Annotated in this window: 12 protein-coding genes; 7 read left to right on the top strand and 5 right to left on the bottom strand. The window is 54.2% G+C overall.

The annotated features are described in order from the left end of the window. Positions 1-4 precede the first annotated feature (4 nt). From ptsH to cysZ, 3 genes are all read right to left on the bottom strand, one after another. On the bottom strand, positions 5-262 hold the full coding sequence (gene ptsH, locus OGX75_RS00845) for a phosphocarrier protein Hpr (protein WP_005971891.1): 258 nt from the start codon (positions 260-262) through the stop codon (positions 5-7). Between the two features lie 383 nt (positions 263-645). Continuing rightward, on the bottom strand, positions 646-1,617 hold the full coding sequence (cysK, locus tag OGX75_RS00850; protein ID WP_112001785.1) for a cysteine synthase A: 972 nt from the start codon (positions 1,615-1,617) through the stop codon (positions 646-648). A 188-nt stretch (positions 1,618-1,805) separates the two neighbouring features. Next, on the bottom strand, positions 1,806-2,567 hold the full coding sequence (gene cysZ, locus OGX75_RS00855; protein ID WP_112001786.1) for a sulfate transporter CysZ: 762 nt from the start codon (positions 2,565-2,567) through the stop codon (positions 1,806-1,808). Between the two features lie 229 nt (positions 2,568-2,796). Here cysZ and zipA point away from each other — a divergent pair, with 229 nt between their 5' ends. The 3 genes from zipA (at position 2,797) to OGX75_RS00870 (ending at position 6,128) form a co-directional block, all read left to right on the top strand. Further along, entirely contained in the window at positions 2,797-3,822 is a 1,026-nt protein-coding gene (gene zipA, locus OGX75_RS00860) for a cell division protein ZipA (protein WP_115181312.1), read from the top strand. A 70-nt stretch (positions 3,823-3,892) separates the two neighbouring features. Next, positions 3,893-5,908 (top strand): NAD-dependent DNA ligase LigA, encoded by a 2,016-nt coding sequence (ligA, locus tag OGX75_RS00865; protein WP_058667836.1) that lies wholly within the window; start codon positions 3,893-3,895, stop codon positions 5,906-5,908. A 1-nt stretch (position 5,909) separates the two neighbouring features. Next, complete coding sequence (locus OGX75_RS00870) at positions 5,910-6,128, top strand: DUF3820 family protein (RefSeq protein ID WP_012131373.1); 219 nt, start codon at positions 5,910-5,912, stop codon at positions 6,126-6,128. Here OGX75_RS00870 and OGX75_RS00875 read toward each other — a convergent pair. Then, positions 6,125-7,123: a bile acid:sodium symporter family protein gene (locus OGX75_RS00875; protein ID WP_012131374.1), complete on the bottom strand. Its 999-nt coding sequence runs from the start codon at positions 7,121-7,123 to the stop codon at positions 6,125-6,127. The two genes, OGX75_RS00870 and OGX75_RS00875, sit on opposite strands and share 4 nt — an antisense overlap. A gap of 89 nt (positions 7,124-7,212) precedes the next feature. On the opposite strand from OGX75_RS00875, the gene OGX75_RS00880 reads away from it, so the two are divergent. Next, positions 7,213-8,139 carry a LysR family transcriptional regulator gene (locus tag OGX75_RS00880; protein WP_012131376.1) on the top strand — a complete coding sequence of 309 codons (927 nt, stop codon included), beginning with the start codon at positions 7,213-7,215 and terminating at the stop codon, positions 8,137-8,139. On the opposite strand, the gene OGX75_RS00885 is transcribed toward OGX75_RS00880, so the two are convergent. After that, positions 8,130-8,471, bottom strand: a complete 342-nt coding sequence (locus tag OGX75_RS00885) for a FlxA-like family protein (protein ID WP_024130136.1) — start codon at positions 8,469-8,471, stop codon at positions 8,130-8,132. The genes OGX75_RS00880 and OGX75_RS00885 overlap by 10 nt on opposite strands. Positions 8,472-8,706: 235 nt before the next feature. Between OGX75_RS00885 and xapA the strand changes: the two genes are divergently transcribed. The 3 genes from xapA (at position 8,707) to OGX75_RS00900 (ending at position 11,839) form a co-directional block, all read left to right on the top strand. Continuing rightward, complete coding sequence (gene xapA / locus OGX75_RS00890) at positions 8,707-9,540, top strand: xanthosine phosphorylase (RefSeq protein WP_286450872.1); 834 nt, start codon at positions 8,707-8,709, stop codon at positions 9,538-9,540. Between the two features lie 61 nt (positions 9,541-9,601). Continuing rightward, positions 9,602-10,858, top strand: coding sequence for a nucleoside permease (locus OGX75_RS00895; protein WP_286450873.1), 1,257 nt, complete (start codon positions 9,602-9,604; stop codon positions 10,856-10,858). A 96-nt stretch (positions 10,859-10,954) separates the two neighbouring features. Further along, entirely contained in the window at positions 10,955-11,839 is an 885-nt protein-coding gene (locus OGX75_RS00900; protein WP_012131381.1) for a LysR family transcriptional regulator, read from the top strand. Positions 11,840-12,007: the final 168 nt, after the last annotated feature.

Here is a 12,007-nt window from a genome sequence, read left to right on the forward strand (position 1 = left end):
GAACTTACTCGAGTTCCGCCATCAGTTTGACCAGATGCTCTACCGCTTTTTGTTCGTCTTCGCCTTCAGCAGCGATGGTGACAACGGTGCCCTGAGTCAGGCCCAGAGTCTGTAGTTTGAACAGGCTTTTTGCGCTGGCGCTTTTGCCGTTGGAAGTCACAGTAATCTCAGAAGTGAAGCCTTTCGCTTCTTTAACAAACTGAGCAGCAGGGCGGGTGTGCAGACCGTTCGGAGCGGTAATGGTAACTTCTTGCTGGAACATTGTATTTCCCCAACTTATAGGTTTAGTGTTGTGGAACTAAAGTCTAGCCTGGCGGTTTGACTTTAGCCTGTATTGTTAGCGTCGGCGTAAACGGGACGCGACACACCAGGTGTTATGCGCAATCCGTTGCTGGCAACTGCTGGCCGCTGACGTTTCGCTCGTCATTAAACATTATGCCGTGAAAGGAAGACTTGAACCAAATCATTAAATCGATTCAGCTAGCGCTTTTCCTGTAACGATTAATTTCGGGCATCAAAATAATTAGTCTGGTTAAATACCAGACCCGGCAGGGTGAATCAATGCCAGGAGGGTTGAAAATTTGAAGCAGGCCACAAAAAAGCACCCAAAAGGGTGCTTTTTTACGCGTTTTTAACATGCTGGCATTACTGTTGCAGTTCTTTTTCAGTAAAGAGATCGGCAAACAAAGCAGTGCTCAGATAACGCTCACCCGATGACGGTAGGATAACCACAATATTCTTATTGGTAAAGGTTTCATCTTCCTGGAGCTTAAGCGCTGCCGCAACGGCCGCGCCGGAAGAGATCCCCGCCAGAATACCTTCTTCTTCCATCAGGCGACGAGCGGTGGAAATGGCTTCTTCATTTGTGATGCTGACAACTTTATCAATCAGTTTCAGATCGAGGTTGCCCGGAATGAAGCCTGCGCCAATGCCCTGAATTTTGTGCGGGCCGGGCTTCAGTTCTTCACCAGCCAGCGCCTGCGCGATAACCGGAGAGTCGGTCGGTTCTACTGCTACGGTAATGAGGTCCGTTTTGCCTTTGGTGCCTTTGATGTAGCGGGTGACGCCTGTCAGCGTACCGCCGGTGCCGACGCCGGAGATAAAGACATCGACCTGACCATCGGTATCTTCCCAGATTTCCGGGCCGGTGGTTTTTTCGTGAATTTCCGGGTTAGCCGGGTTGCTGAACTGCTGAAGCAGCAGGTATTTTTCTGGATCGCTGGCGACAATCTCTTCCGCTTTCTGGATAGCGCCTTTCATGCCTTTCGCGCCTTCGGTCAGTACGAGGTTCGCCCCCAGTGCTTTGAGCAGTTTGCGACGCTCAACGCTCATGGTGTCTGGCATGGTCAGCGTCAGCTTGTAGCCACGCGCGGCAGCAACATAAGCCAGCGCGATACCGGTGTTGCCGCTGGTCGGTTCCACCAGTTCGACGCCCGGTTTCAGCACGCCGCGTTTTTCGGCATCCCAAATCATATTGGCACCGATACGGCATTTAACGCTGAAGCTCGGGTTACGTGATTCCACCTTCGCCAGAATGCGTCCGTTACCGATACGGTTCAGTCGAACCAGCGGCGTATGACCGATAGTCAGCGAGTTATCTTCAAAAATCTTACTCATGGCCTGTCCTTAACTGTATGAAATTGGGATACATGGGCTAGCATACCTGCTCAGAGAATATGCGGAAGTAAGGATTTAGCATATCTATATTCGGAAGGGAAATAATGGTTACCTGGATGGAATAAGGAGCGGCATAAGCCCCTCCTTTTTTATACAACTATTTTACAGGTTTATGGGTGTGCTGTGATTCATTTCCATGACCCATGTCTGGAACGGTAGCAATCAACCCACATCGCCGTTGCGCCACACACGGCGACGGGCATGATCACCAGGTTAAGCACCGGGATCATGGTGAACAAACTGGTTAACGCGCCGAACTGCATATTGGCGACTTTCTGCGTGCGCAGGGCGGTGCGCATCTCTTTGAACGGGACTTTGTGGTTGTCGAAGGGATAGTCGCAATACTGAATCGCCAGCATCCACGCGCTGAACAGGAACCACAGCACCGGGGCGACGGTTTGCCCGACTCCTGGAATAAAATAGAGAATTAACAGCACAATGGCGCGCGGCAGATACCAGATGAACTTTTGCCATTCGCGTTTCATAATGCGCGGCACATCTTTCATAATACCCAGTACGCCGGTATCTGGCGGCGTTGCGCCGGTCAGGCGCGCCTCAAGCTGTTCCGCCAGCAGCCCATTGAAAGGGGCGGCGATCCAGTTGGCAATGGTTGAAAAGAAATAGCCGAAGACCAGTAAAACCGAGATGACCGCAATGGGCCACAGCAGATAGCTTAACCACTGCAACCAGTCGGGAACGTGGCTCATCAGCGAAGGGATCCAGACGTCCAGTTGCGTAAACAGCCACCAGAATGCGCCGCCCATCAGCAAAATGTTTACCAGTAACGGCAAAATAACAAAGCGACGGATCCCCGGTTGCGTGACCAGTTTCCACCCCTGTGAGAAATAGTAAAAGCCGCTGCGAGGTGCAGTTGCGGATGATGACACCATAATCAGGACATGCTCCTTTAATAAAGCCCCGGGTAAACTTTGCGTATCTTACCGGGTTGTGACGCGTTCGCCAGTTAAGAAATGTTCGAAAAAACAGCAAAAAGCACGATTTCGTTCATCTTTATGCTGTGAAAGCCAAGAGCGCACTTGCACTTGACGTAATCGGCAAATACTCTTAGTGAGTAAATGTTTGCCGTGGTGGCAAGGTGTTAGAACAACAGAGAATATAATGATGCAGGATTTGCGTCTGATATTAATCATTGTTGGCGCGATCGCCATAATCGCTTTACTGGTACATGGTTTCTGGACCAGCCGTAAAGAACGATCTTCTATGTTCCGCGATCGTCCACTGAAACGCATGAAGTCAAAACGTGACGACGATTCTTACGACGATGACGTCGAAGAAGAGGAAGGCGTGGGTGAAGTTCGTGTTCACCGCGTGAATCATGCCCCCGGCAACGCTCAGGAGCATGATGCGCCTCGTCAGTCGCCGCAACACCAATACCAGCCGCCTTATGCGTCTGCGCAGCCTCGTCAACCGGCTCAGCAGCCGCCTGAAGCGCCAGCGCAGCCGCAGCAACGGCCGCAGTATGGGCAGCCGTCGCAACCGCAACCGGCACAACAACCGGCACAGCCTGTGCAGCAGCCAGTACAGCAACAGTCGGTAGCGCCGCAGGTTCAGTCTGCGCCGCAACAGCCTGTTCAGCCAGCGCCACAGCAACCTGCGCCTCAGCCTGCTCCGCAGACTTTCCAGCCAGCGGAACCTGTCGCAGAGCCAGCGCCAGCGCCTGAACCAGTAGTGGAAGAAGCGCCCGTCGCGGAAAAACCGCAGCGTAAAGAAGCGGTCATTATTATGAACGTCGCCGCTCATCATGGCAGCGAGCTTAGCGGCGAAGTGCTGCTGAACAGCATCCAGCAAGCGGGCTTCAAATTTGGCGATATGAATATTTTCCATCGCCACCTGAGCCCGGATGGCAGCGGCCCTGCGCTGTTTAGCCTGGCCAACATGGTGAACCCGGGAACGTTTGATCCTGAAATGACCGGTGATTTCTCCACGCCGGGGGTCACTATCTTTATGCAGGTGCCTTCTTACGGCGACGAACTGCAAAACTTTAAGCTGATGCTCCAGTCTGCGCAGCATATCGCTGATGAAGTCGGCGGCGTGGTGCTTGATGACCAGCGCCGGATGATGACGCCGCAGAAACTGCGTGAATATCAGGATCGCATTCGCGAAGTGAAAGAATCCAACGCCTGAGAAACCCAGGCGTGATCCCCCCTTTCTGAACCCCCGCCTGTCGGGGGTTTTTTATCATTGATGGTGCGATATGGAATCAATCGAACAACAACTGACAGAACTGCGAACCACGCTTCGCCATCATGAGTATCTTTACCATGTGATGGATGCGCCGGAGATCCCGGACGCTGAGTATGACCGTCTGATGCGCGAACTTCGTGAACTGGAAGCGCAGCATCCAGATTTAATTACGCCGGACTCCCCGAGCCAACGCGTCGGAGCGGCGCCTCTGGCGGCGTTCAGCCAGATTCGCCACGAAGTGCCCATGTTGTCGCTGGACAACGTGTTTGATGAAGAGAGTTTTCTGGCGTTTAACAAGCGCGTGCAGGATCGGCTAAAAAACAGCGATAAACTGACCTGGTGCTGCGAGCTGAAGCTGGACGGCCTGGCCGTCAGCATCCTGTATGAAAACGGCGTGCTGATCAGCGCAGCAACGCGTGGCGATGGAACGACCGGCGAGGACATCACCTCCAATGTGCGTACCATTCGCGCTATTCCGCTGAAGCTGCGTGGCGATAATATTCCGGCGCGTCTGGAGGTTCGTGGCGAAGTTTTCCTGCCGCAGGCCGGGTTTGAAAAAATTAATGAAGAGGCGCGCCGCACCGGTAATAAAGTATTTGCCAACCCGCGTAACGCTGCGGCGGGGTCGTTGCGCCAGCTTGATCCGCGTATTACCGCGAAGCGACCGCTCACTTTCTTTTGCTACGGCGTCGGCATTCTGGAAGGTGGCGAACTGCCCGATACGCATCTGGGGCGCTTGCTGCAATTCAAAGCCTGGGGGCTTCCGGTAAGCGACCGGGTGACGCTGTGCGACTCTCCCGAAGCGGTGCTGGACTTCTATCACAAAGTGGAAGAAGACCGCCCGACGCTGGGTTTTGACATTGACGGCGTGGTGATTAAAGTCAACTCGATGGCGTTGCAGGAACAGCTTGGATTCGTCGCCCGCGCGCCGCGCTGGGCGGTGGCCTTTAAGTTTCCGGCGCAGGAGCAAATGACGTTTGTACGCGATGTAGAGTTCCAGGTGGGGCGGACTGGCGCGATCACGCCCGTCGCCCGTCTCGAACCGGTGCATGTTGCGGGTGTGCTGGTCAGCAACGCCACCTTGCACAACGCGGATGAAATCGAGCGTCTTGGCCTGCGCATTGGCGACAAAGTGGTGATTCGCCGCGCGGGGGATGTGATCCCGCAGGTGGTGAACGTGGTGCTTTCCGAACGCCCGGAAGAGACGCGCCCGGTCGAGTTCCCGACGCATTGCCCGGTGTGCGGTTCTGATGTCGAGCGCGTGGAAGGCGAAGCGGTCGCTCGCTGTACCGGCGGCCTGATCTGCGGCGCGCAGCGCAAAGAGTCGCTCAAGCACTTTGTTTCCCGCCGGGCAATGGACGTTGATGGCATGGGCGATAAAATTATCGACCAGCTTGTCGAGAAAGAGTATGTCCACACCCCGGCAGATCTGTTCCGTCTGACGGCAGGCAAACTGACGGGCCTGGATCGTATGGGGCCGAAATCGGCGCAGAATGTGGTGAATGCGCTGGAAAAAGCGAAAGAGACCACCTTCGCGCGATTCCTCTATGCGCTCGGTATCCGCGAAGTGGGCGAAGCCACGGCGGCAGGGCTGGCGGCGTACTTCGGTACGTTAGAGGCGCTGGAAGCGGCCTCTATCGACGAACTGCAAAAAGTGCCGGATGTCGGCATTGTGGTCGCTACGCACGTCTTTAACTTCTTTGCTGAAGAGAGTAACCGGGACGTGATCGGGCAGTTACTGGCGGAAGGCATTCACTGGCCTGCGCCGATCGTGGTTAACGCCGACGAAATCGACAGCCCGTTTGCCGGTAAAACGATCGTCCTGACGGGCAGCCTCAGCCTGATGTCGCGAGATGATGCGAAAGCGCGCCTCGTGGCGCTGGGGGCGAAAGTGGCGGGCAGCGTATCGAAGAAAACCGATCTGGTGATTGCGGGCGAAGCGGCGGGATCTAAGCTGGCGAAAGCGCAAGAACTGGGGATTGACGTGATCGACGAAGCAGAGATGCTCCGCTTACTGGGTGTCTGACATGGAAAAAGAGCAGCTGATTGAGATAGCCAACACGGTGATGCCGTTCGGCAAGTACAAAGGGCGTCGGCTCATTGATGTGCCGGAGGAGTATTTGCTGTGGTTTGCCCGTAAGGATGAATTTCCGGCGGGAAGACTGGGCGAGCTGATGCAAATCACGCTGCTGATTAAAACCGAGGGGCTGACGCAGCTGGTGCAGCCCCTGAAACGACCTCTTTAAGCCTTCGCGGCGCGGCCTTCTTGCTGCGCCTGCAACTTATCGGTCTGGCGTTTGTAGCGACGCGCCAGCATCGCGCAGACCATCAACTGGATCTGATGGAAGATCATCAACGGCAGCACCATCATCCCAATCACTGAGGTGGGAAACAGGATATTGGCCATCGGGATGCCGTTCGCCAGACTCTTTTTCGACCCGCAGAAAACAATGGTTATTTCATCCGCTTTGTTGAATCCGAACCTGCGGGCGGCAAACACGTTAACGCCAATGACAATCGCCAGCAGCACAAGGCTGACGACGACAATAAACAACAACGAGCCCCATCCCACTTTGTGCCAGATACCGTTAACGACGGCTTCGCTGAATGCGGAATAGACGACCAGCAGAATGGAGGTCTGGTCCGTTTTTGCAATCCACTTTTTATGACGCGCGACCCAGTTGCCAATCCACGGACGCGACAGGTGCCCCAGTACAAACGGAAGTAACAGTTGCAGCATGATCTTGCCGACCTGTTCCAGGCTGCCTTCCGCTCCGTGGATATTCATCACCAGGCCGACGAGCAGCGGCGAAAGAAAAATCCCCAGCAGGCTGGAGGCCGATGCCGAACAGACGGCCGCCGCGACGTTTCCTCCCGCCAGAGAGGTAAAGGCGATGGCAGACTGTACGGTCGCGGGCAAAATACACAGGTACAGGAAACCGGTATACAGCATGGGATCGACATTGACGGGCGCCCACCAGGCAAATAACACCCCGAGAACCGGAAACAGGATGAAGGTGCTGCACATTACCCACAGGTGCAGCCGCCAGTGGCTGCCGCCCGCGATAATGGCTTCGCGTGAGAGTTTTGCGCCATGCATAAAAAACAGCAGCGCAATCGCGGCGGTGGTTAAGCCTTCAAAAAACGGAACGAAATCCCCTTTGGCCGGAAAAAAGGAGGCCAGCAAAACGACGGTGATAAGCGTCAGCGTGAACGGATCAAGAATACGAAAAAGTTTCATAAAAACTCCTGAAAGTCGATGCAGGTATTTTGCTTTTTTCCGTTTGAGAAATAAAATTGATTTATTGCATCTATATATGAATTTAACAGATGAATTATTCTCTGCGTCAACTTCGTATCTTCGTCACCGTTGCTCAGGCTAAAAGCTTTAGTCGGGCAGGGGACGTCATTGGTCTGAGTCAGTCTGCGGTGAGCCACAGCGTAAAAGAGCTGGAACGGCAGACGGGAGTTAAGCTGTTGGATCGCACCACGCGAGAAGTGACGCTGACGGAAGCGGGTCAGCAGCTGGCGGGGCGTCTGGAGCGTGTTCTCGATGAACTGCACAGTACTCTGCGGGAAGCCGGAAGAGTGGGGACTCAGTTAACCGGCACCGTGCGCGTGGCGGCCAGCCAGACGATTTCCGCGCATCTTATCCCACAGTGCATCGCGCAGAGTAACCAGCTGTACCCGGAAATTGATTTTGTACTGCACGATCGTCCCCAGCAGTGGGTGCTGGAGAGCATTCGTCAGGGGGATGTGGATTTTGGCATTGTCATCGATCCCGGGGCTGTTTCGGATTTGCAATGTGAAGCCGTGCTGTCAGAACCCTTTTTGCTGTTGTGTCGCCAGGATAGTCCGTTAGCGCAGCGGGAGTGGGTTAACTGGCAGGATCTTAAACATGAGCGGCTGGTATTGCAGGATTACGCCTCCGGCAGCCGCCCGTTGATTGACGCGGCTTTCGCGCATTTTGCCATTGATGCCACGATCGTGCAGGAGATTGGGCATCCCGCAACGCTGTTTCCGATGGTGGAGGCGGGGATTGGCATCAGCGTGTTGCCCGCGCTGGCGTTGCCGCTGCCCCAGGGAAGTCATTTGCAGGTGAAACGGCTGACGCCCGTCGTTGAAAGGCAGTTGATGCTGGCGAGACGCAAGAACCGGTCGCTCTCTACGGCGGCTCAGGCGCTGTGGGACGTCGTGCGCATGCAGGCCAGTGAACTTACCGCTGGCCGTGCACGCGATCCGTTGTATCAGATATAAACATCAATTTGGTGATCGTCGGAAGGCGCGTTGACACCTTCGGCCCTGAGTTGTTTCTGCTCCTGCTTCTGCTGCGTTTCTTCTGCCTGCTGGCGCTGTAATTGCGCCAGCTGCGCCTGCAACATTTTAATTTGCGTCTGTATCAGTTCCTGCTGCTTTTGTTTCTCTTCTGTGCTGCCACTGCCGTCAGCAACCTCTTTGAGCTGCTGTGTAAGCTTTGTAATTTGCTGCGTGATGCGTGAGATTTGCGCAGACAGATCGTTACCGGTAGCGGCCTTGCTGCCCGTGCTGCCGCTCTGAACGGCGGAGACTGAAGTGTTGATCGTCGTCATTACCATTTCCTCTTGCCTTAAAACGTTAATATCGGCAGAGGTGAACAGACCTTCAGCAGTCCCTGCCATTTCTGGTGGGTAAATCAGGCAAAGTCTGACCATTTTATTTTACGTATCAATATACATTTTATATCGATCGTCCGGGAAAACGGTATTGGTAATCGATTGGTTACTCTCGTTATAACAACGACGTACCCAACGTATTTATCGATTATTCCGTTTTTAAGGACCTCTTATGACCCACACCCTTTTTTCGCAGAATCCCTGGTACAGCGCTGACATCATTCGCGCGCACAAGCCTGATTTTACCCCGCGTGTTGCTTTCATTCTTGGCTCCGGTCTGGGAGCACTGGCGGAGCAAATTGAAGACGCGGTGGCGATTTCTTATGCGCGTTTGCCTGGTTTTCCGGTCAGTACCGTTCACGGGCATGCGGGGGAACTGGTGCTGGGGAATCTGGCTGGAGTCCCGGTGGCATGTATGAAAGGCCGTGGGCACTTTTACGAAGGTCGCGGCATGACGATCATGACTGACGCGATCCGTACCCTGAAACTGCTGGGCTGTGAACTGCTGTTTTGCACTAACGCCGCCGGCTCCCTACGCACGGAAGTCGGGCCAGGCAGCCTGGTCGCGTTGAGCGATCATATCAATACGATGCCAGGCACGCCGATGGTGGGGATGAACGACGAACGTTTTGGCGATCGCTTCTTCTCGCTGGCCAATGCCTACGATGCGGATTACCGCGCCATTCTCCAGCGCGTTGCTGGGGAAGAGGGTTTCACGCTTCACGAAGGGGTGTTTGTCTCTTATCCGGGGCCGAACTTTGAGACGGCGGCGGAAATTCGCATGATGCAGATCATCGGTGGCGACGTGGTGGGAATGTCGGTCGTCCCGGAGGTGATGAGCGCGCGTCATTGCGGACTAAAGGTGGTGGCCGTATCCGCGATCACCAATCTGGCGGAAGGGCTGGGTGATGTGAAACTGTCCCATGCGCAAACGCTGGCGGCGGCTGAGCTTTCCCGGCAGAACTTCATCAATCTGATTTGCGGCTTCTTACGCCAACTGGCTTAAAACACAAAATAATAATGGCCCTGCTTGCAGGGCCGTACTTTACGGCAAGGAACGAAAAAAAATGGGTATTACGTCCCGCTTAAAAGTCATGTCGTTTTTACAATATTTTATCTGGGGAAGCTGGCTGGTGACCCTGGGTTCTTACATGATTAACACCTTACATTTTACTGGCGCTAACGTTGGAATGATCTACAGCTCAAAAGGGCTGGCGGCGATTATTATGCCGGGCATTATGGGGATCGTCGCCGATAAATGGCTGCGTGCCGAGCGTGCATATATGCTCTGCCATCTGGTGTGCGCCGGTGCGTTGTTGTATGCCACGACCGTGACCGACCCGGATGCGATGTTCTGGATAATGTTAATTAATGCAATGGCCTATATGCCGACTATTGCCTTATCCAACAGCGTTTCTTACGCCTGCCTGGCGCAGTCCGGCCAGGACCCGGTTACTGCATTCCCGCCCGTTCGCGTCTTTGGCACCGTGGGCTTTATTATCGCTATGTGGACAGTCAGCCTGATGGGGCTGGAGCTAAGCAGCGCGCAGCTGTACATTGCCGCTGGCGCTTCGCTGTTACTGGCGCTGTATGCCTTTACGCTACCGAAAATTCCGGTGGCGAAGAAGAATACGTCCGCCACGCTTGCCAGCAAACTGGGGCTGGATGCGTTTGTCTTATTCAAAAATCCGCGAATGGCGATTTTCTTTCTGTTTGCGATGATGTTAGGGGCTGTGCTGCAAATTACGAATGTTTTCGGTAATCCCTTCCTGCACGATTTTGCCCACAATCCGGCGTTTGCCGACAGCGTTGTGGTGAAATATCCCTCCATCCTGCTGTCTGTTTCCCAAATGGCTGAGGTGGGTTTCATTCTGACTATCCCGTTCTTTCTGAAACGCTTTGGCATTAAAATCGTGATGCTGATGAGTATGCTGGCATGGACGCTGCGCTTTGGCTTTTTTGCGTTTGGCGATCCATCCCCGTTTGGCGTTGTGCTGCTGCTGATGTCGATGATTGTTTACGGTTGCGCTTTCGACTTTTTCAATATTTCAGGATCGGTATTTGTTGAGCAGGAAGTCAGTTCGACGATCCGCGCTAGTGCGCAAGGGCTGTTTATGACCATGGTCAATGGCGTAGGCGCCTGGGTCGGGTCAATTTTGAGTGGTATCGTCGTGGACTACTTCTCGGTGGACGGCGTGAAAGACTGGCAGACCATCTGGCTGGTATTCGCCGCTTATGCGCTGGCGCTGGCAGTGATTTTTGCGCTGTTTTTCAAATATAAACATGAGCCAGAAAAATGGCTGGCGAAACCACTGGCGCACTAACGGCTGAAACGGCGGAGTGCCTGCCGCCGTTTCAACGTCCCTGAGACAAATGTGCTAACGTTGCGCATTATTCCTTATCTGTGGAGCGCAATAATCATGGAACGTGTACATCGTATAGATCTTAAATTATTGCGCTATTTTCTCGCTGTTGCTGAGGAGCTGCATTTTGGCCGGGCGGCGGCGCGTCTGAATATGTCTCAGCCTCCTCTGAGTATTCATGTCAAAGAGCTGGAAAATCAGCTCGGCACGCCGTTGTTTGTTCGCCATTCCCGCAGCGTGGCGTTAACGCATGCGGGGAAAATTCTCATGGAAGAGTCGCGGCGTTTGTTGTTCAGCGCGAATCAGGCATTTGCGCGCGTGGAACAGATCGGACGCGGTGAGGCAGGGCGCATTGAACTGGGCGTTGTGGGCACGGCGATGTGGGGGAAAATGCGTCCTGTGATGCGCCGTTTTTTGAAAGAGAACCCCAATGTCGAGGTGTTATTTCGCGAAAAAATGCCTGCGATGCAGATGGCGTTACTGGAGCGACGCGAGCTGGATGCTGGCATCTGGCGAATGGCGATCGAACCGACGGAGGGATTTACCAGCCTGCGCTTACATGAATCCGCATTTCTGGTGGCGATGCCGGAAGATCACCCTCTGGCTTGCTGCCCGGCGATCCCTCTTGATGCGTTACGTAACGAATATTTCGTTACCATGCCTTCGATTCATACCGACTGGGCATTTTTGCAACGTGTTTGTCAGAAAGCCGGATTTACGCCGATGATAGTGCGTGAAGTTATGGAGCCGCAAACGGTGCTGGCGATGATCAGCATGGGGATTGGCATTACGTTAATCGCAGACAGTTATGCGCAGATGAACTGGCCGGGCGTGGTGTTCCGCCCTCTGGAAGAACGTATTCCGGCAGATTTGTATATTGTTTACGAGCCGCAGCAGGCAACACCGGCATTAACGAAGTTGATTGATGCGCTGATTCGTTGAGCATTGCCGGATGGCGGCGCAAGCGCCTTATCCGGCCTACAAGACCCGTAGGCTTGATAAGCGAAGCGTCATCAGGCATATAAATATCGCGCATAGCAAAAAGGCACCTTTAGGGTGCCTTTTTACATTGGTGGGTCGTGCAGGATGACTCGCTTCGCTCGCCCTTCG

It is taken from the genome of Citrobacter sp. CK199, from assembly GCF_030333285.1.
Classification (GTDB): Bacteria; Pseudomonadota; Gammaproteobacteria; order Enterobacterales; family Enterobacteriaceae; genus Citrobacter_B; species Citrobacter_B koseri.

What these genes read in the sequence shown, in the direction of transcription:
- OGX75_RS00885 (WP_024130136.1), bottom strand. Translation starts at nt 8,471, where the DNA reads ATGACGACGATCAACACTTCAGTCTCCGCCGTTCAGAGCGGCAGCACG.
- OGX75_RS00895 (WP_286450873.1), top strand. Translation starts at nt 9,602, where the DNA reads ATGGGTATTACGTCCCGCTTAAAAGTCATGTCGTTTTTACAATATTTT.
- OGX75_RS00875 (WP_012131374.1), bottom strand. Translation starts at nt 7,123, where the DNA reads ATGAAACTTTTTCGTATTCTTGATCCGTTCACGCTGACGCTTATCACC.
- ptsH (WP_005971891.1), bottom strand. Translation starts at nt 262, where the DNA reads ATGTTCCAGCAAGAAGTTACCATTACCGCTCCGAACGGTCTGCACACC.
- zipA (WP_115181312.1), top strand. Translation starts at nt 2,797, where the DNA reads ATGATGCAGGATTTGCGTCTGATATTAATCATTGTTGGCGCGATCGCC.
- xapA (WP_286450872.1), top strand. Translation starts at nt 8,707, where the DNA reads ATGACCCACACCCTTTTTTCGCAGAATCCCTGGTACAGCGCTGACATC.
- ligA (WP_058667836.1), top strand. Translation starts at nt 3,893, where the DNA reads ATGGAATCAATCGAACAACAACTGACAGAACTGCGAACCACGCTTCGC.
- OGX75_RS00870 (WP_012131373.1), top strand. Translation starts at nt 5,910, where the DNA reads ATGGAAAAAGAGCAGCTGATTGAGATAGCCAACACGGTGATGCCGTTC.
- cysZ (WP_112001786.1), bottom strand. Translation starts at nt 2,567, where the DNA reads ATGGTGTCATCATCCGCAACTGCACCTCGCAGCGGCTTTTACTATTTC.
- OGX75_RS00900 (WP_012131381.1), top strand. Translation starts at nt 10,955, where the DNA reads ATGGAACGTGTACATCGTATAGATCTTAAATTATTGCGCTATTTTCTC.
- cysK (WP_112001785.1), bottom strand. Translation starts at nt 1,617, where the DNA reads ATGAGTAAGATTTTTGAAGATAACTCGCTGACTATCGGTCATACGCCG.
- OGX75_RS00880 (WP_012131376.1), top strand. Translation starts at nt 7,213, where the DNA reads ATGAATTATTCTCTGCGTCAACTTCGTATCTTCGTCACCGTTGCTCAG.